Below are 19,949 nucleotides of genomic sequence, written 5' to 3'. Positions count from 1 at the left end.
GAAGCAGCTAAAATATAGCGTATACCAAGTATGAGAAATAAGTACAACTACGGCTCGACAATCACCGATCGTCTAGCTGTAACGTTTGCTGGAAAAGCAAGAAGGAGTGCCGGATAAGATGTCGGAAATGATACAAGGTCGTACACCACCACATAATATAGAGGCAGAACAAGCCGTCATTGGTGCGATATTTCTTGATCCTGATGCGATCTCGAGTGCGTCAGAAGTATTGATGCCAGAGGACTTTTATCGTGCCAGTCATCAATTGATTTTTCGCGCAATGATGCAATTGGCGGATAAAGGGGAACCAATTGATATCGTCACAGCGACAACGCTACTGGCTAATAACCAGCAATTAGATGATGTTGGCGGTGTGTCGTATTTAAGTGATTTAGCCAATGCTGTTCCGACAGCTGCTAACATTGGTTATTATTGCCGTATTGTCGAGGAGAAATCCCTTCTTCGCCGGTTGATACGGACAGCAACAGATATCGTAACTGACACGTATTCCAAGGAAGACAGTGTCGATGAGGTATTAAATGAATCAGAGAAACGTATTCTGGAAGTCTCCAATCGAAAAAATGCATCATCATTTAAGAACATTAAAGATGTGTTAATTGACGTGTACGATAACATTGATCAGTTGCACAAAAACAAAGGAGAAGTAACCGGTATTGCTTCCGGCTTCCGCGATTTGGACCGGATTACCTCAGGTTTTCAGCGTAACGACCTTGTTATCGTTGCAGCCCGTCCATCTGTGGGGAAGACCGCCTTCGCGCTAAACATTGCACAGAATGTAGCGATCAAAACCCAGGAGAATGTAGCGATCTTCAGCTTGGAGATGGGGGCCGATCAGCTGGTTTCGCGTATGATTTGTGCGGAAGGTAATATTGATGCCCAGCGCTTAAGAACAGGTGCACTGGAAGAAGAGGACTGGGGTCGCTTATCGATGGCAATGGGAAGCTTGTCCAATGCCGGAATCTTTATTGATGATACCCCAGGGATCCGTGTAAGTGAAATTCGTTCGAAATGCAGAAGGCTGAAGCAGGAGCACGGTCTAGGCATGATTCTAATTGATTATCTGCAATTGATTCAGGGTAGTGCCAATTCGAAAGAAAACCGTCAGCAAGAGGTATCGGAAATTTCTCGTTCCTTAAAAGGACTGGCAAGAGAGCTGAACGTGCCACTAATCGCTCTATCTCAGTTGTCACGTGGGGTAGAATCCCGTCAGGACAAACGACCGATGATGTCCGATTTACGTGAATCGGGAAGTATTGAGCAAGACGCCGATATCGTAGGCTTCTTGTACCGTGATGACTACTATGACCAAGAATCGGAAAAACAAAATATTATCGAAATCATCATTGCTAAACAACGTAACGGTCCAGTAGGGACGGTCGAACTTGCCTTTGTGAAAGAATACAACAAATTCGTCGACCTTGATCATCGTTACCAGCAAGGTGATATTCCACCATCCTGACCTGAACGAGCGGAACCATTGAACCGCTCGTTTTTTGTACAGCAGCAAAACAAAACAGCCCATTTTCATGGACTGTTTCTTCTCTCTATTTGGTATATTCATCTAAAATTTTTTGTTCTTCTTCTTCTGTTAGTAATCTGGTTGCTTTACCGATCGTGCCGTTTTGTAATGCCCAGACGCGGTTATGATCGGAAACTGCTTCAGAAAAATTATTATTCTTCCATTTTGTTAATATTTCCAGATATAAACTCTCATGGTCAAATTCTTTCACTTCCAACGCTTTTAGCAAATATGTAATTCGTTCAGGCGTAATCTGATAAAAGTCCCACTTATCCTTTGCATGTATTTTCTGATGTGACATGTAGTTAATATATTCAAGGACTACTTTATCAGTTAACTCTTCCATGGTATATGGATCTCCAAACGGATTTAATGAGGTCTTATCATCACTTTCCGCTATTTTCTTTTCAGACACCTCTTCTAATGTTCCACTTTCTGTACTTGCCTCTGTTGCTGCATCCGCTTCATTCTCTGAACCGGTTTCACTGGATGATTCAGGCGAAGATGAAGGAGAATAGGTCTCTTTCAGATTCGTCACGCCTTGGTACATATCATAACCTAGATATGAGGCAATTCCTACAAAGCTTGTTAAACAAATAATCAGTGTCCATTTATAGATCTTATTCCACACCAGTAAGATCCCGCCCTTCTACGATTGCTAATTGACTAGTCTATTTGCAATACCTAAAACAGCGCATGCTGTACTATCTATTTTATTAGTACTAATTGGAATATACAACCAATATAGTGTTAAAATTTGCATTTTTTCAAACAGATGGAATGGGAACGATCGTAAGTATAGACAAATTCCTTTAATGTGGATTATGTTAACTACCTGCTTAGTGGTGATTTTGAAATGATTCATGTGCTAGGATACCGCTCCAGCCAACCACTTCGTGTCCTGCGGGAGCCTCCGTAGTTGGCCTACGCTAAGATGTTTTCTCTACAACTAATGTGACAGGATGGATATAGACCGCTACCTGCATGGTTCAGCCATTTTGTTGATTTATTATTGCGTAGCACCACTGCTTATAGCTATTTCAAGCGTTGTAGCACTTCCCTAAAGCGTAGGAAATAGGCGGAGACTCCCGTGGGATCGGTCGGAGGCCACTGAAAAACTCTGGCTTTTTTAACACCAGATAAATAAAAAGACAACAATAGAACGAATAAAAGGGATTTTCATCCAAATGGATGGAAATCCCCTCCTTATTTTGTCTCTTTTTGCGTGTTTTTTTCATCTATTAGCTTCATGATTCGCTTGATATTCACCACAAATATCGTGGCGGCACTTTGTAATCGCATGCCGAAGAGACCCGAGTTTTTGGCTTTATCGTACCCGTGTCGATTCTTTAGTTCACTATTTTTAGCTTCAATCATATAGCGTTCTCGTGCTAATGCTTTAAAAAGGTCTGTCTCCTGAAATGCTTCTTGTAAAAGATGCTCGTTGGATTTGAGCGTGACAGAATAACTCTTGGTTTTCGTTCCTTTAAAACACCCTTCACGTAACGGACAGATTTGACATTTTTTCACATCAAAATAATAACTTAACTGCGTGTTGCGATTATCTCCTTCTTTTCGGGGTTTTACTTTCTTCTTTATTGCTAAATGACCAGCTGGGCAAGCATAAGTATCGGCGTCCTTATGAAAAACAAATCCGTTGTCGTGTTCTTTTCCATTCGTAATCACTGGGTGTAATCTAGAAATAAGTTGAATGTTTCCTTCTTCGCTTTCCGCATACTTCAAATTCTCAGTACCTGAATACGCACGATCTCCAATGACAGTTTTGACGTTCATCCCGGCAGCTCTTGACTTGTACACTAACTCTTTTAAGTACTTTCCATCATTTTTTTCTCCGGTTGTGACTGTTGCGCCTGTGATAATCCGTTCCAATGACAAGGATAGGTGCGTTTTGTAGCCGAAAAATGCATGGTCTTGAGACTTGTATCCGATTTTCGCATCGGGATCTTCTGATTGAATGGATGCTTCTTCGCAATCAGCGAGGACTTCTTCTAAAAGGTTGCATTTTTCTTTGATAGCCGGCATGTCATTCACTCGTGTTTCCTCTTGGATGGTCTTTACCAAATCGGCGCAATAGGCACGTGTTTCATTGACATCCTCATTCACGGGCTTTTCTGGAAATTTTTCTTTTACACTTTCATCGTAACGATAGACCGTTTTACGTAAACTTTTTGCCTTTTCCTTCAAGAATTCATCGGCCGATTTAGCACAGTAACGAGAAGAAGAGTGCGTCGCATCTACAATGATCGCATCACTTGCCATCACATCCTGTTCCTTCGCCACTTGTACCGATTTCTGAATGAGAAGATCTAACAGGTTTTCTGTCTCTTCTTCTTGTGTTAAGGGTTGAATGCGTAGTTTACGGAATTTCGTTAACGAACTGGGATGGATTACATCTTCTTCTGGAGCCATACCTAAAAAATATTTATAAGCTAGGTCTGTTTTGGAACGTTCGACAACATCTACATCGGATAAATCAAAGATCTGTTTTAACAGAAGATATTTGAACATACGAATAGGATGGACAGCATTTCGTCCATTGTTCATACAATATCGTTCACTTAATGCTTCCTCAATAAAAGAGAAATCGACAAGCTCACAAAATCGTCGCAAAAAATGATCTTTCGGGATTAGTTTGTCATAGAGTTCCGCATATGGGCTTAACTGTAAAGAAGTTTGTCTTTCGATCATATCCATCACCATTTCTATTTGTTTTCGCTACATTAATTATACTAGAAATAGGTACAGAACTGAATACGTATACGATGATTCTATGGCTTATTGCATACGAAAACCAAACCACTTCCACTAGAATCGGAAGGTTATACTGGAGCGATCAGCTAGTTCTGCTTCTTTAGGAGGAGAAGAGGGAATCTCCTAATATATGGAGGACTTTTTCAGCGGCCTCGATCGGTCGTGTGTGAAGACCCCGCAGTGAGCGGTTTTTGCTCGCGAGGAGGCTGAACCCGACCCCACAGGACGCGGAGCCTATTTCCGGAGCTTTTTTAAGCAGATAAAATATTTCAAAATGACCGCCAAGTTAGCTAACATAATCTATCTTTCAATAAGTATATTTCAATGCAATTAGGAAAAGATGAATCAATGATAGGTAACAGGCAAGTGGAAATTTCACGAACGATATTAAGACGCAATCAATAAAATGTTCGTAATTAAATTGACATTATTCCGTAAGATTGATAAAATTAGTTCGGAATGAATAAAATGATTAGGCGGAGGTGCCGTTTATGTCTTCAGTAGTCGTTGTTGGAACACAATGGGGAGACGAAGGAAAAGGCAAAATTACAGACTTTCTTTCACAAAACGCAGAAGTAGTAGCACGTTATCAAGGTGGAAATAATGCAGGTCATACCATAAAATTTGATGGTATTACATATAAACTACACTTAATACCTTCAGGAATCTTTTTTGATGATAAAACTTGTGTATTAGGTAATGGTATGGTAATCGATCCAAAAGCAATGGTAGAAGAATTACAATATTTACACGATAAAGATGTGAGTACAGACAACTTACGCATCAGTAATCGTGCTCATGTTATTTTACCGTATCATATTAAACTAGATATTTTGCAAGAAGAAGATAAAGGTGCCAACAAGATTGGTACTACAAGAAAAGGTATCGGCCCTGCTTATATGGATAAAGCAGCGCGTGTCGGTATCCGTGTTGCAGATTTATTAGATAAAGATGCTTTTCGCGAGAAATTGGAAAGCAATTTAAATGAAAAAAATCGACTATTTGAAAAAGTGTATGAAACAGATCGTGTAGAAGTAGAAGATATTATTGATGAGTATTATGAATATGGTCAGCAGCTTAAGAAATACGTTGTGGATACATCTGTTGTCTTAAATGATGCACTTGATGACGGTCGTCGTGTATTATTTGAAGGTGCTCAAGGGGTTATGCTTGATATCGATCAAGGGACATACCCATTCGTTACATCATCCAATCCGATTGCTGGTGGAGTAACTATTGGTTCTGGTGTCGGTCCTTCTAAAATCGATCACGTTGTAGGGGTATCGAAAGCTTATACGACGCGTGTCGGTGATGGCCCATTCCCTACCGAATTGCATGATGAAACAGGAGATCAAATTCGCGAAGTTGGTAACGAATATGGAACAACAACAGGTCGTCCACGTCGTGTCGGCTGGTTCGACAGTGTGGTAGTTCGCCATGCTCGCCGTGTCAGTGGTATCACTGATTTATCCTTGAATTCGATCGATGTATTAACAGGCATCGAAACGTTGAAAATCTGTACGGCATATAAATACAAAGGTGAAATCATGGAGGAATTCCCTGCAAGTCTTAAAGTACTCGCAGAATGTGAACCTGTCTATGAAGAATTACCAGGCTGGACAGAAGATATTACAGGTGTAAAAACCTTGCATGAGTTACCAGTAAATGCTCGTCATTATTTAGAGCGTATCTCGCAATTGACTGGTATTCCATTGTCTATCTTCTCGGTAGGACCTGACCGTTCTCAAACAAATGTAGTAAGAAGTGTATACAGCAACTAATCAACCAACCACTCAAGGCATTGCCTCGGGTGGCTTTTTTTCAATCAAGGAAGTATAAAAGTGCAGTCACAGCAGTAACCATATTGAACATGAAGCTGAGTTCCTATAATATATGGATGATGTCAGTAGCCATTGCTAGCCGAACATCCATATTGAGATATTTAATGTGCTAGGATACCACTTCGGCAACCACTTCATATTAATCCATTCTTATGGACAGTTGAAAAGAAAAAGAGTAAAAGTTGTCCATAAGAATCAAAAATATGACCACTCAAGGATATCAAAAGGACTCTTGTGGTCAAAAATCCGATTTCTTGTGCCAATACTTCAGGAACAGCTATTCTAAATGATATCTTACACTCTCTAGAAAATCATATTTAAAACTTCAAAGCATTTAAAATATATCGAAAATGATCAATTTGATAGAGGTTATCTGCTTAGCAAAGCTCCGGAAATAGGCTCCGCGTACTGTGGGCACAGCTAATAGCCGTCAAGTTAAGGTAATGCTTTTAAAAAGAAAAGTGAATACGTTACCGTAATGAATACAAGTTATCTATGTGCAGTGATTCTTTTTCCGCTAGTTAACCTCTTTTGCTCAACCAAATTACATTTTAAAAATTCAGCTTAGCCGAGCTTAGAATAGCAATTTTGTAAAATCGTAATGCGAAGTAAGCCTAACTACTTCTAATACCCACATTTCCCTATTAGGAACGTTTTTTACTAGTTGTTTAATTCCTCTATTATTCTTTATCATGGTATATAGATAATTAAATTTGTTATCAATACATGATGAAGGAGATTATAAATATGAAAGTAGTAAAGTTAGAAGATATTAAAGGAACAGATCGTGCTGTAGACGGAGGAAACTGGATTAGTTATCGTCTACTTACAAAAGATGATAAAATGGGTTATTCTGTGAATGAAACTATTATCCGTGCTGGTACTGAAACACATATTCATTATAAAAATCATTTAGAAGCAGTTTATTGTATCGAAGGCCATGCAGAGGTTGAAACACTTTCTGATGGTAAGGTGCATACTATCAAGGCAAATACGTTGTATGCATTAGATGAACACGATGAGCACCTGCTACGTGGAATTGAAGACGCTAGAATGGTTTGCGTATTTAATCCTCCGTTAAGTGGACGTGAAGTGCATGACGAGAATGGTGTTTATCCAGTAGATGAAGATTAATTTAGAGTTTAATATAACAGGTGATTAACGTGTAAGGAAATCAACACAATCACCTTTTAAAGAGCATTCTCAAAAGGGGAATGCTCTTTATTATTTTTCTAACAGATAGTAAAAACACCAGAAAATTAGCCACAATCTTACGAAAAAAGACATATAAACCTGTGTTATATTACAAACTATGTCAATAATTGGGACTTATTATACAGTTGTATTACAGTCTTGTTAAAAACGTTTTCTCGATGTTCTATTTATGTTAGATTAATGGAGGTAGAAAGTTTGAAGTAAAGATATAAAAAAATGATAGTTTAGTAGGGGTTATAGGAGGAAGTAACAATGCAAGGAAGTCTGAAAAGATTTGCGAAGCATTTAGCAGTTGCTGGTGTTGTCGCACTAGGTCTTTCGTCGCATTCAGTATCGGCGGAAGCATCGGAATTAACCAAAGTTTATCACGTTTATGTCGACAACGAACATATCGGTGTCGTTAACAACAAGGAAGTAGTAGAAGACTACATAGCAGATAAGGTTTCCAGCCAGAATGAAGAAACTGATTACACTTATGCTGTAGGTGAAGACGTAAATTACGTTACCGAAACGGTATTTACACCACAGGTAGATAATCAGGAAGTGTTAGATCAATTAGATCAAGATTTAACCGTGGCTGTGGAAGCAAAGACACTCTCATTCGGAGATAATGTCGTAGGTGCATTTGCTAGCGAAGAAAAAGTCAATGAAGTCATTCAGGCATACAAAGAAAAATATGTGGACGCAGACGTCTTAGAAAAATTAGATAATGATTCAGCATCTACCGAACCATTATCTGTAGGGGACTCTCATATTATAGACGTTTCACTAACCAAAGAAGTTTCAATAAACGATAAAAAAGTTCCCGAAGATCAAGTACTTACCGTGGAACAAGGGGTAACACTACTTGAGAAAGGGACACTTGAAGATAAGAAACACACCGTAGCAGAAGGCGATGTGCTAGGTTCTATCGCTAGTCAGTATGATCTATCATTAGAAAAATTACTAGAACTTAATCCAAAACTGGATGAAGAAGCGCTTATTAAAATAGGTGACGTATTAAATGTTACGGTGTATGAACCATTTGCACAAGTGAGTGTTGTGGAAGAGAAACTGGAAGAAGAAGAAATTGCCTTTGAAACAGAAACAAAAGAATCAGACGACATGTACAAAGGTGAAGAGGAAGTAACACAAGAAGGCGAAAACGGTACGGTGGAGAAACAATACCGAATCGAAAAAGTAAATGGCAACACAGTGAAATCTGAAGTTACGGAAGAGAATGTAACAAAAGAAGCGACAGACAAAGTAGTTGTCAAAGGATCCAAAGTGGTACCATCTCGTGGGTCTGGTAAATTCCAATGGCCAGCAGTTGGTGGAGTGATCACTAGCCATGTTGGACAAAGATGGGGATCGCACCATAAAGGAATTGACATCTCTGGTGTAAGTAATCGTTCCATTCTGGCAGCGGACAACGGTACAGTTGTTTCGGCAGGCATGACTAGTGGCGGTTATGGAAATAAAATCGTCATTAATCATAACAATGGCTACAAAACGATCTACGCACACTTAGATTCCATCAGTGTTTCCGCTGGACAAACAGTGGAACAAGGTCAAAAAATCGGTGTAATGGGCTCAACAGGACGCTCAACAGGCTTACATTTACACTTTGAAGTATATAAAGACGGTTCACTAGTTGATCCAGAAGACGTACTATAAAATCTTATAACAAACCTACTAAACAACCTGATAGATAGAAACCCTTGTTACAATGGTGTAGCAGGGGTTTTTTGTGAATAGTAAAGCATGAAAAGACATTTTAAGTAATTTCGGTTAGAATAGAACATAAGAACAATTAAATTGAAAAAGGACGTGCATGCTATGAGTCAAAAAATATTAGTTGTCGATGATGAAAAGCCAATTGCAGATATATTGAAATTCAACCTGGAAAAAGAAGGGTACGAAGTCTTATGTGCCTATGACGGGGATGAAGCCATTGAACTAGCTACTACAGAAGATCCTGATCTGATGTTATTAGATATTATGCTACCGAAGAAAGACGGAAATGAAGTATGTCGTGAAGTCCGAAAAACACACAGTATGCCGATTATCATGCTAACGGCAAAAGATGCGGAAATTGACAAAGTATTAGGTCTTGAACTTGGGGCCGATGACTATGTGACCAAACCATTTAGCAACCGGGAATTAATCGCCAGAGTGAAAGCCAACCTGCGCCGTTTACAGACAGAGCCTGCCAATCAAAAACGCGAAACAAGTGATATAACGGTCGGCTCACTGGTTATCCACCCAGATGCCTATACCGTAACAAGAGATGGTGAGTACATCGAGTTAACTCATCGTGAGTTTGAATTGCTTCATTATTTAGCGCGCCATATTGGTCAGGTCATGACGAGAGAGCACTTATTAGAAACGGTGTGGGGCTATGACTATTACGGTGATGTACGTACAGTGGACGTTACAGTAAGAAGGCTGAGAGAGAAAATAGAAGACAACCCGAGTAATCCATTATGGATCGTCACAAGAAGAGGTGTCGGTTATTATTTGCGTAACCATGAGCAGGAGTAATGCTGTATGAGTAGAGTTAGTTTTTTTCAATCGATTCGGTTAAAAATCATCGTTATCTTGACGTTGTTTCTCATTTTGACGATTCAGTTGATCGCGACCAATTTCACCTCGGAATTAGAGGAGAATTTAGTTAATAATTATAAGGAAAACGTTGAAGACCGATTAACTGTCCTGGAGAGAAATCTAACCGATGCATTTTCGACAGATCGATCAGGTGACGGTGATGGTCCGACACTGCAGGAAGATGTCCAGGAAATAACCAGACGGTACTCCTCTGATATTTTTTCTGATTTAAAAGTAATTGACTCACAATTTCGAGTCCTTGGCTCGGATGATTATGAATTGGTTGGCAAAAAGGTGTCGGGCAATAACAGCATTCGAATGGCTCTTGTTCACGGATTGGAAGATCAGGATACCAAACGGCTGGAATCCTCGGGAGAGCGGGTTTATGTACGATTAATTCCAATCATGAATGGTGAATCTCCTGTCGGAACAATTTACGTAGAAGCAAAGATTGAAGATGTATATGATCAACTGGAAGAAATTAATAAGATTTTCTTAAATGCAACCATTCTTGCGATTGTTGTGTCCATTATATTAGGTATCCTTGTTGCCCGTACGATTACGAAGCCGATTACCGAAATGCGAAAACAAGCGATGGGCATGGCTCGAGGTGACTTCTCCAGAAAGGTAAATGTTTATGGGCAAGATGAAATTGGACAACTGGCCACGACTTTTAATGATATGAATGACCGACTGCGAATTGCCAATCAGACAACAGAGGAAGAACGACGTAAGTTAAGCTCGGTTCTTTCCAACATGTCGGATGGCGTTATTGCAACAGATGAACATGGAAAAATCACATTAATGAATGAGCCTGCGAACAATCTAATCGGTATTTCATTGGATGACGCAAAAGGGCTGCCAATTGTAGAGGTTCTTCAAATTGAAGATAAAGTAATCGATGCGAAAGAATTAGACGAGGCAGGATCGTTAACAATCGATTACAGTGATGAGGAGCAGCTTTTCTTAGTAAAAGCAAATTTCTCACTTGTTCATGATGAAGAGAATCACTTTATGGGTTTAATTACAGTGATAAGTGATGTCACTGAGCAAGAGAAAATCGACAGAGAACGGAAAGAATTTGTTTCCAATGTATCTCACGAACTCCGTACACCATTGACCACGATGCGAAGCTATCTAGAAGCACTAACTGACGGAGGGGCATTAGAAGATAAAGAATTAGCTCCGAAGTTCTTGAGTGTAACACAGAATGAAACAGAACGAATGATTCGATTAGTTAATGACTTATTACAGCTTTCCAAGATGGACAATAAGGAAAATGCAATATTAAAACAGCGCTTAGATATAATCCCGCTGTTTCACCATATTTTAGATCGATTTGAAATGAATAAAGCGGAAAAAATTTACTTTGAACGAAAAATACCTGATGACAGTATTTTTGTTATGGTTGATCAGGATAAGATTACTCAAGTTACCGATAATATTCTGTCTAATGCTATTAAATATTCGCCAGAAGGTGGAAAGATTACCTTCCAGGTCATAAGAGAACAACAGCGTGTCCGCATAAGTATCAGTGACCAGGGGCTAGGGATCGCCAAAGAAAAACTGGACAAGATCTTTGAACGTTTTTATCGGGTAGATAAAGCAAGGTCCCGCGAACTTGGCGGTACAGGATTAGGACTGGCTATTTCCAAGGAAATAATTGAGTCGCATCACGGTCATATATGGGCTACTAGTAAAGAGGGACAGGGCACAACCATTTTCTTTACACTACCGCTCACGAATCGAAAGCGAGGTAGTCAATCATGAAAATTAGTTTCGAATTAATAAAAACTGTATTACTGTTTTTTTTAATTGTTATCAGTTTCCTTCTGACATTTGGCATTTGGCGGTATGAAGGGGAATATGAACCTTCTAACAGTCCGGATAATGCAGTAGCTGCAGAATTACCAGAAGGAACTGATATGACTACCAAGATGCTTACAACCCCTTCCCAATTGGTAATTCATGAAGGTGGTTCCGTATATGGTTTCAGTGAAAAAAATCAAGAGCTTACTACCTTTCAGGATATAGGACAGTGGGCGTTATATAATTTTCGAATGCTCTCCGAGAATAAGGATATGGATACTATTATTGCGGATTCTGAACGAGTGATCGAGGTTGTTTTTCCAACGTCATTACCGACCTCTGTCATAGGAACCATTTTCAACACAGATGAAGCAATCATTAATGATAGTAGATTCAAACGGATTTATATCATTATCGATGAGAATCAGACAAATTGGCAAGTACTATTTGATAACGAGAATACGGATGGACTAGACATTCAAGCAAGCATTCAAAACATGGCGGAAGTATTTGATTACTTTGAAGGAGATCTGCAAAGTAAAGATTTAACAAGTTATGTAGAATTGGAAAGGTCAACAGGATACAGTATTTATATTCCGAATCAAGCGAACATTATCGGGAAGAAATTTAGCTATAAAACAATTAGTCCTGATTCGTCCTCTTTTAAATCGATTTTCTTTGATGATACTTCCAATGTGGTGAATTCTCGTGATCGTGAAGAAAGCCAAGAATTTTATAAAGATGATAAAATTGAGATTATTGTAGATAGTCAGGGTTACTCGATGAAATATTCCAATTATACCGAAGTGAAAGAAGAAGTAGAGAATGATACGGTAAATAATAATGATCAGTTGATTGATCAATCGATTAAATATATTAATTCTCACAATGGCTGGTTAGTCGATCCTAATTTTAGTATTGGTTACCGTTTAAATGCACTAAGTAATGTAAGTAACAGGATTGAATTCCGTATGTTGTATCAGAATTATCCAATCTTTTCGGATCAAGGTATTGCTTCGATGTCGTTAACAATTAAGAATCAGACTATTTCTCAGTATAACAGGCCGTTGCTGAAGTTGACCCGGGGTTATGACAAAGCGGCTACAGACTTGATGACGGGAGAAGAATTGAAATCTTTTTTACAGACATCTGAACATTACAATTATGACCAAATTCAAGATATCCAATTAGGCTATCACATTGAGCAGCAAGGACAAGTGTTTGATTTGATTCCAACCTGGTATGTTCAAATTTATGGCGGATGGGAAATGATTACGGATAACACTGTTAATCAAGGAGGGAACGCAAATGCTGTGGGGACAAATTAAAACGTTATTCATCCTTTGCTTTCTTATCCTTGATATTATTCTTCTTCAACATTACATTAATGACCCAATTGATACGTTAGAGGATCTTCAGGTCAATGTAAAAAACAATGTTAATGGGCTTGAACATATACCGGAAGAATATCCTGCGGAGGCGGAACGACTGTATGCACAGCGTCGGGAATTTACAAACGCGGAGAAAGAGGAGATTAGCAGCCTGTCAAATCAACGAAATCTGATCATCGAAGATCATTTAATTATTTCACAGCTGGAGGATCCACTGAAAATAGACATCGATGAAGATGCGAAAGCATTGTCAGAGTATGTCTGGCATTTTGGAGACTATAACTATTTTGGTAAGGACGAAGCAACCAATACGTACATCTTCTTTCAATCGTTAGAACGTCCGGTATATTTTAATTCGAGTGGTGTATTACTGGTACAGGTCAATGAAAATGGTGAAGCCACCCATTATGTGCAAACTATATTAGAAAAATCAAAAGATGTTCCGCAGTCTGAGGCGGAGGAAATTAATACACCAATCGAGGCATTAAATGGTCTGTATTCAAGCAGCAGCAGTTACATTGAATCTGGCGATGAGGTGACAGAAGATGTTAAGTTAGGCTACCAAAACTTAGTGCCTCTTCCTAAAAACGTTCAAGTTCTTGCGCCAACATGGGGATTCGTAGTAAATGGGGACAAATATTACTATGTTAATGCAGTGGAAGGTCATTTGACATCACGGAACACATCTGATTTCATTACTGAGATGAAGACACAGGTCAATCAATTTTTCTCAGCAGACAGCAAAACCGTCATGCAGGTATCAGATGAAGAATGGGAACAGAAAGATATCATGAATTTTATTCAGCAACTATTTGTGAAAACAGAAGAGACAAACGGAGTGGAGTAAGTATGACATTACAATTTAGTGTATTAGCATCCGGAAGCTCGGGGAATGCTTTCTATATTGGAACAGAAAAAGAGAAAATTCTTGTCGATGCAGGATTAAGCGGAAAAGAAATGACCCGCCTGTTCGACGAAATTAATGTAGACCCGCACAGTTTATCGAAAATACTGGTGACACATGAGCATAGTGATCATATTAAAGGGTTAGGTATTTTTGCAAGAAAATATCAATTACCGATTTATGCAAATGAAAAAACATGGAAAGCAATGGAATCTTCTATCGGAAAAATCGAATTAGATCAAAAATTTATCTTCCATACCGAAGAAACAAGATCATTTGGCGATATAGACGTCGAATCGTTTGCGGTCTCGCATGATGCGGCAGAGCCAATGTTCTACACCTTCCACCATGAAGGGAAGAAAGTGGCACTTGTTACGGATTTAGGCTATGTATCGGAACGGATTAAAAAGACTGTTCAAGGAGCAGACGCACTTGTCTTTGAAGCGAATCATGATGTGGAGATGCTGCGGATGGGTCGCTATCCTTGGAGTGTGAAACGCCGAATATTAGGCGACAGCGGTCATGTTTCTAACGATGATTGCGCAATTGCATTAAAAGATATTATCGATAATCAAACAAAACGTATTTATTTAGCCCATTTAAGTAAAGATAATAATATGAAGGATTTGGCTAGAATGTCGGTGCACAATGGATTACATGATTTCGGTTTTGCAGTAGGGAATGACTTTACATTGCATGACACCGATCCGAGGACACCGACTCCAATCTTCGAAGTCGTTTAAGAAAGAAGGAGATGCAATGGGCTATTACGATGACCATTACCAAACACGACAGAAGGTGAAAAGAAAAAGCTGGTTTATGCCTTTTGTCATTGGTATTGTGTTGGGGGCTTTTTTGTTTGCGGTGTTATTGCCGACGATGGTAAATAACAATTGGTTACCATATCAAGTGATTCTCGGTGATGACACGGTTAACAGTGACGAGCAAATCCACCAGTCAGACGATGAAGGATCGGAGACGCCATCCACATTGCAGAATATCCAAGTCGACATCTCGACGAAGGTATCAGAGATTGTTGGTGATATTTCACCGGCAGTAGTTGGTGTCGTAAACATTCAAACACAGTCAGATTTCTGGGAGCAGGAACAGTCTGGTGAACAAGGAACAGGATCAGGTGTCATTTACAAAATCGATGGCGACAAGGCTTATATTGTAACGAACTATCATGTCGTATCTGGTGCGGATCAACTGGAAATTGTCCTATCGGATGAAGAGGAAACAACTGTTTCTGCAACACTGGTCGGCAGTGATTTATACACTGATCTTGCTGTCGTTGAGATGGATGCGGCAAATGCCAGCAAAGCGATTGAATTTGGCAATTCAGATGACGTACATGTTGGAGAACCAGCGATTGCGATTGGAAATCCATTAGGTTTGCACTTATCAGGTTCTGTCACACAGGGTATTATCAGCGGGAAACAACGGGCCATTCCACAAGATTTTAATGCAGACGGCAGAGCAGACTGGCAGGCCGAAGTAATTCAGACAGATGCCGCCATTAATCCCGGAAACAGCGGTGGTGCTCTTCTCAATATGGATGGCAAACTAATCGGGATTAACTCGATGAAAATTGCACAAGATGAAGTGGAAGGAATCGGTTTTGCCATTCCTGTCGATGATGTTGTTCCCATTATTGAAGAGCTTGAACAAAACGGCGAAATCAAGCGACCTTATTTAGGTATTGAAGCTTATTCCTTAAATGACATTGCGCGAGTAGAATGGGAAAGAAGTTTGAGTTTACCGAGTGAGGTAGAAGGTGGTATTTATATCCGCAGTGTGGAACCAATGTCACCGGCCGACAATGGTGGTCTTACCGAGTACGATGTCATTACGCAGTTAGATGGTGAACCGATTGAAGATATCGTTGATTTACGAAAACATCTCTATTCCGTCAAATCAATCGGAGATTCTTTAACGATAACGTATTATCGTGAAGGTGAGAAACAAGAAACGACTGTAGAATTAACCTCGTTATCTTACTAGCAGGATGTGGATAAAGATCGAATAATCAGATCTTTATCCACATTTTTTATCATTTGTTCACATACTGTGGACAGAAATAATAGATGTTGTCTAGATATGGTGGAGAACATAAATTCCTATACGATATATATAAGAAAAATGTGAGTATGTGTATAAATCTGTGGATAAACACCGTTTTTGTGAAGGAAAATGTGGATAAACCAGCAAAAATGTGAATTGTTAGCAGATGTTGTGGATAAAGTTATGGATATTATTTGATTTTCCACAGCAAAGGTAGTATGTTTTGTAATGAACCAAGCAATAAAAGCAAAAGGGAGAATCTTAAATCATGTATAAGGAACCAATATTTTTACAACCTATTTTTCAAGAACGTATTTGGGGAGGACAAAAGCTGCACAGCGAGTTTCATTATACGATTCCTTATGAAAAAACAGGTGAAGCATGGGCAATTTCTGCACATGAAAATGGTCCAAGTCAAATTATAAATGGTGAACTAAAAGGGAAGACCTTATTAGAAGCATGGAATGAAAATGGAGAATTATTTAATAAATCTGTGGATAACTCAGAGGCTTATCCACTGTTAATTAAAATTTTAGATGCAGATGATAATTTATCTGTGCAAGTACATCCTGATGATCAATATGCACGTGAAGTAGCAAATGAAGCATACGGTAAGACGGAGTGTTGGTATGTATTAAGCGCAGAAGAAGGAGCGGAACTGATCATTGGTCATCACGCGCAGACGAGAGAAGAGTTAGAGCAGCTAATTGACCAAGGCAAGTGGGATGCGCTATTACGACGTGTGCCAGTGAAGGCAGGAGATTTTGTCTATGTACCAAGCGGTACGATTCATGCGATTGGCAAGGGCATTGTCATTCTGGAAACACAACAAAGCTCGGATATTACCTACCGTGTCTATGATTATGACCGTACCGATGCAGCGGGTAACACAAGAGAATTACATCTAAAACAAGCAAAAGAGGTCACAACTGTTCCACATGAAACACCATCACTTAACCAAACAGTGCTAAATAAAGATGGACTGAAGGAAACGCAATTAGTAGAAGAAAAATATTTTACCGTCTACCACTGGGAACTTGAAGGCGAAGTGTCATTGGAGAGACATGCAGACTTCTTGCAAGTAAGTATGGTAGCAGGTGAAGGTACCATTACAACAGGAGAAAAAACATATACGATTAAGAAAGGTGATCACTTCATCATTCCAGCAACGATTGACAGCTATCAATTAAAAGGAAATGGTGAATTTATCGTCTCACATCCTTCATAAGGAGAAAAAAGCTGCCGAATAGGGCAGCTTTTTTTATTCAAATACAAATGTATGCAATCTGTAGTGGTATAAAGGGATATTTAATGAGAAAAGGAAAAAGTTCAGATTGATTGAGCGTGATTATTTTATTGAACTGTGCAGCTCAATCGGACAAAACTTGGCTCAAGAAGCGCTCCCCTGTCCGATAGAAGCACCCAAACGGACAAAACCAAGGTCAAGAAGTGTTCCCCTGTCCGATAGAAGCGCTCAAACGGACAAAACCGGGCTCAGGAAGCGCTTCCCTGTCCGATAGAAGCGCTCAAACGGACAAAACCAAGGTCAAGAAGCGCTCCCCTGTCCGATAGAAGCGCTCAAACGGACAAAACCAAGGTCAAGAAGTGCTCCCCCGTCCGATAGAAGCGCTCAAACGGACAAAACCAAGGTCAAGAAGTGCTCCCCCGTCCGATAGAAGCGCCCAAATGGACAAAATCAAGCTCAAGAAGTGTTCTACTGTCCGATAGAACTCCCATCAATCCGCCCAATACAAACAATAGACCTTAGGGAAAATTCCGATAGACTAACTGTTCGTCAGCACAACATCAAACGGGTTTATGCTCGATTTTTCAACGCTAAATTTAATTTGCTCTACCTTTTTTCTCTAGTTTTGATATGATAAATACAAATCAGGATAGGAGTAGATAGCATGAGCAAGGAATATAACTCTAACAGAATCATTCCAGAGTATGTACCTCCAGCTATTCAACAGCATGAGGTACATATTGAAGACAATGGTGAACCGTTGATTAGCATTTCAGAATACCAATCTAATTATATAGTGGAAGATCCGATGTATTATAAGTGGCAATTAAAAGGTGCATTATCACATTGTTATCTGCGCCAATCTGTATTAGATTTGCTTGCCAAAGCAGCCAGACAGCTCCCGAAAGGTTATCAATTTGTTATTTGGGATGGCTACCGTCCTTTTGACGTTCAAAAGGAGATCTATGATCAGTATTTCAATAAAATCCAACAGCAGTTTCCTGATCATCCTTCATCAGTATGGCATGAAAAAACCAAATTATTTGTGTCTTATCCGTCCATAGATGAAAGAAAACCAGCGCCACATATCACTGGTGGAGCAGTTGATTTAACGATAAGGAATGAAAAGAAGCAGTTATTGGATTTTGGCACTGCTTTTGATGATTTTACCGAGAAAGCGAACACCGCTTATTTTGAGAAGTTAGCATCGGGACAAAAATTATCGAAACAAGAACAGACTATCTTAGAAAACCGTCGATTACTTTATTATCTATTGAAAGATGTAGGGTTCACTAACTTCCATCAGGAGTGGTGGCATTTTGACTACGGTGATCAATGGTGGGCGCAGCAAGCAGGTTATGCTGTTGCCAAGTATGGAGTCGCACCATTTAAGGAGGGATGTTAGTGAATAAGAAAGATCATTCTTTACTAACAAGATCATTTAAAAATATAAGTGTCTTATTCTTTATTGTTGTTTTACTATTATTATTCGTCGTCATATTGATAAATGTCTTATTTGGTATTTACACATGGGACCGACTTTATATGGATTTGATTAACGCTCTGGTTGGAGTGATGATCCCATTAGTTCTTTTCAATTTTTTGTATGATCGCTTTACCCAACAACACAAGGACCGTGAACTTTCAGAAAAAATAACAGAAACGATGTTGCTTGATGAACAAGTAATCGATCGTTTTTCCAATGATTCCAAAAAAGCGTTTATTCAGAAATCTACCGAATCCATACTTGGAAAAACTGTAGGTAATATGGTATATGACACACTGATTCAATCTTATTTATCAAAATCCTATCAATACCGTCATCATTTTAAATATTATATCTCGTATTTAGGGGATAAGGTGACAAAAACTTTTGCTGTTGACGATGAAACAATATTTATATTTAACCCGGATGACTATTATTTTGTAAGAGAGGATTTGTCATTTGAAAGGGACATTACCAATTTTATACAAAGTAATGATGTTCGAATTGGTTTTTCTTACAAAGAGAGTACTCTGGACGGACTTTATCAGCGTGCAGAATTTATGTTCCGTGAAAATTTGTGGGTAAACGAAGAACATAATAGTATGTTGCAAGAGTTATCGAATCACGAAATGGAGCAATTTGTAAAAAGTTTTTTGCAATTTACAATTGAAATTGATGGTGAGGTGGTACCTTATCAAGTGATCCATAATGAAGGGTATGAAGGCTTTCATTTACTTTTAGATATACCGGAAACACTTCATTCATCGGTATTATCGAAGGTTCATATTCGATTCCAAATGCCACAGCTGCGTACCCAGAAGAAATTTATAGTGATGATTTCGGAACCGACGGAAGATGTTGAAATCATGTTTATGCATTTGGAAAATGAAATGGAAGTCGAAGCAATCCCTTTTCTTAATGAAGCAGAGTCTATTACCCGTCTGCCCAATGACACGATAAAGATCGATATTCATGATTGGATTCTACCACGTGCAGGCGTTGTATTTGTTTGGAATGATCGTCAGTAATCATGTAAAGTTTGTGTTAAATTACCCCTGTATATATTCCTATTCTATAGTACCTTTTGTACAATTA

The 19,949-nt window shown here is 39.1% G+C and carries 15 protein-coding genes; 13 read left to right on the top strand and 2 right to left on the bottom strand.

The annotated features are described in order from the left end of the window. The first annotated feature begins 118 nt into the window (after positions 1–118). Entirely contained in the window at positions 119–1,480 is a 1,362-nt protein-coding gene (gene dnaB / locus MUN87_RS13550; RefSeq protein ID WP_244740961.1) for a replicative DNA helicase, read from the top strand. A gap of 85 nt (positions 1,481–1,565) precedes the next feature. Here dnaB and MUN87_RS13545 read toward each other — a convergent pair whose 3' ends face one another. Together MUN87_RS13545 and MUN87_RS13540 are read right to left on the bottom strand one after the other, a co-directional pair. Then, complete coding sequence (locus tag MUN87_RS13545) at positions 1,566–2,171, bottom strand: DUF6241 domain-containing protein (RefSeq protein ID WP_244740959.1); 606 nt, start codon at positions 2,169–2,171, stop codon at positions 1,566–1,568. A gap of 575 nt (positions 2,172–2,746) precedes the next feature. Beyond that, positions 2,747–4,249 (bottom strand): IS1182 family transposase, encoded by a 1,503-nt coding sequence (locus MUN87_RS13540; RefSeq protein ID WP_244740957.1) that lies wholly within the window; start codon positions 4,247–4,249, stop codon positions 2,747–2,749. Between the two features lie 554 nt (positions 4,250–4,803). Here MUN87_RS13540 and MUN87_RS13535 point away from each other — a divergent pair. The 12 genes from MUN87_RS13535 (at position 4,804) to MUN87_RS13480 (ending at position 19,882) form a co-directional block, all read left to right on the top strand. Next, the gene (locus tag MUN87_RS13535) at positions 4,804–6,093 is read left to right on the top strand and encodes an adenylosuccinate synthase (RefSeq protein ID WP_244740956.1); all 1,290 of its coding nucleotides are present in this window, start codon (positions 4,804–4,806) and stop codon (positions 6,091–6,093) included. An 807-nt stretch (positions 6,094–6,900) separates the two neighbouring features. Beyond that, positions 6,901–7,287 carry an ectoine synthase gene (locus MUN87_RS13530; RefSeq protein WP_244740952.1) on the top strand — a complete coding sequence of 129 codons (387 nt, stop codon included), beginning with the start codon at positions 6,901–6,903 and terminating at the stop codon, positions 7,285–7,287. 333 nt (positions 7,288–7,620) lie between these two features. Next, positions 7,621–9,024, top strand: a complete 1,404-nt coding sequence (locus tag MUN87_RS13525) for a M23 family metallopeptidase (RefSeq protein WP_244740949.1) — start codon at positions 7,621–7,623, stop codon at positions 9,022–9,024. A gap of 162 nt (positions 9,025–9,186) precedes the next feature. Continuing rightward, positions 9,187–9,891: a response regulator YycF gene (gene yycF / locus MUN87_RS13520; RefSeq protein WP_244740947.1), complete on the top strand. Its 705-nt coding sequence runs from the start codon at positions 9,187–9,189 to the stop codon at positions 9,889–9,891. Positions 9,892–9,897: 6 nt separating this feature from the next. After that, on the top strand, positions 9,898–11,724 hold the full coding sequence (walK, locus tag MUN87_RS13515) for a cell wall metabolism sensor histidine kinase WalK (protein WP_244740946.1): 1,827 nt from the start codon (positions 9,898–9,900) through the stop codon (positions 11,722–11,724). Beyond that, a complete protein-coding gene (locus MUN87_RS13510) occupies positions 11,721–13,091 on the top strand; it encodes a YycH family regulatory protein (protein ID WP_244740943.1) in 1,371 nt (456 codons plus the stop codon). The genes walK and MUN87_RS13510 overlap by 4 nt, the downstream gene beginning before the upstream one ends. Next, positions 13,072–14,001 carry a two-component system regulatory protein YycI gene (locus tag MUN87_RS13505; RefSeq protein ID WP_244740941.1) on the top strand — a complete coding sequence of 310 codons (930 nt, stop codon included), beginning with the start codon at positions 13,072–13,074 and terminating at the stop codon, positions 13,999–14,001. Before MUN87_RS13510 ends, MUN87_RS13505 begins: the two co-directional genes overlap by 20 nt. A 2-nt stretch (positions 14,002–14,003) precedes the next feature. Beyond that, positions 14,004–14,801 (top strand): MBL fold metallo-hydrolase, encoded by a 798-nt coding sequence (locus MUN87_RS13500; RefSeq protein ID WP_244740938.1) that lies wholly within the window; start codon positions 14,004–14,006, stop codon positions 14,799–14,801. A gap of 16 nt (positions 14,802–14,817) precedes the next feature. Next, positions 14,818–16,062 carry a S1C family serine protease gene (locus tag MUN87_RS13495; RefSeq protein WP_244740936.1) on the top strand — a complete coding sequence of 415 codons (1,245 nt, stop codon included), beginning with the start codon at positions 14,818–14,820 and terminating at the stop codon, positions 16,060–16,062. Positions 16,063–16,390: 328 nt separating this feature from the next. Beyond that, positions 16,391–17,350 (top strand): mannose-6-phosphate isomerase, class I, encoded by a 960-nt coding sequence (gene manA, locus MUN87_RS13490; RefSeq protein WP_244740934.1) that lies wholly within the window; start codon positions 16,391–16,393, stop codon positions 17,348–17,350. A gap of 682 nt (positions 17,351–18,032) precedes the next feature. Beyond that, a complete protein-coding gene (locus MUN87_RS13485) occupies positions 18,033–18,773 on the top strand; it encodes a M15 family metallopeptidase (protein ID WP_244740933.1) in 741 nt (246 codons plus the stop codon). Continuing rightward, positions 18,773–19,882: a hypothetical protein gene (locus MUN87_RS13480; protein ID WP_244740931.1), complete on the top strand. Its 1,110-nt coding sequence runs from the start codon at positions 18,773–18,775 to the stop codon at positions 19,880–19,882. The genes MUN87_RS13485 and MUN87_RS13480 overlap by 1 nt, the downstream gene beginning before the upstream one ends. Positions 19,883–19,949: the final 67 nt, after the last annotated feature.

Source organism: Gracilibacillus salinarum, from assembly GCF_022919575.1.
Taxonomy (GTDB): Bacteria; Bacillota; Bacilli; order Bacillales; family Amphibacillaceae; genus Gracilibacillus; species Gracilibacillus salinarum.
The sequence above is the reverse complement of the archived record's forward strand: the minus strand, read 5'-3'. Positions and strand labels throughout refer to the sequence as shown.

Excerpts from the sequence above, each read along its gene's own strand:
- dnaB (WP_244740961.1), top strand. The coding sequence starts at position 119 with ATGTCGGAAATGATACAAGGTCGTACACCACCACATAATATAGAGGCA.
- MUN87_RS13540 (WP_244740957.1), bottom strand. The coding sequence starts at position 4,249 with ATGATCGAAAGACAAACTTCTTTACAGTTAAGCCCATATGCGGAACTC.
- MUN87_RS13535 (WP_244740956.1), top strand. The coding sequence starts at position 4,804 with ATGTCTTCAGTAGTCGTTGTTGGAACACAATGGGGAGACGAAGGAAAA.
- MUN87_RS13530 (WP_244740952.1), top strand. The coding sequence starts at position 6,901 with ATGAAAGTAGTAAAGTTAGAAGATATTAAAGGAACAGATCGTGCTGTA.
- MUN87_RS13525 (WP_244740949.1), top strand. The coding sequence starts at position 7,621 with ATGCAAGGAAGTCTGAAAAGATTTGCGAAGCATTTAGCAGTTGCTGGT.
- yycF (WP_244740947.1), top strand. The coding sequence starts at position 9,187 with ATGAGTCAAAAAATATTAGTTGTCGATGATGAAAAGCCAATTGCAGAT.
- walK (WP_244740946.1), top strand. The coding sequence starts at position 9,898 with ATGAGTAGAGTTAGTTTTTTTCAATCGATTCGGTTAAAAATCATCGTT.
- MUN87_RS13510 (WP_244740943.1), top strand. The coding sequence starts at position 11,721 with ATGAAAATTAGTTTCGAATTAATAAAAACTGTATTACTGTTTTTTTTA.
- MUN87_RS13505 (WP_244740941.1), top strand. The coding sequence starts at position 13,072 with ATGCTGTGGGGACAAATTAAAACGTTATTCATCCTTTGCTTTCTTATC.
- MUN87_RS13500 (WP_244740938.1), top strand. The coding sequence starts at position 14,004 with ATGACATTACAATTTAGTGTATTAGCATCCGGAAGCTCGGGGAATGCT.
- MUN87_RS13495 (WP_244740936.1), top strand. The coding sequence starts at position 14,818 with ATGGGCTATTACGATGACCATTACCAAACACGACAGAAGGTGAAAAGA.
- manA (WP_244740934.1), top strand. The coding sequence starts at position 16,391 with ATGTATAAGGAACCAATATTTTTACAACCTATTTTTCAAGAACGTATT.
- MUN87_RS13485 (WP_244740933.1), top strand. The coding sequence starts at position 18,033 with ATGAGCAAGGAATATAACTCTAACAGAATCATTCCAGAGTATGTACCT.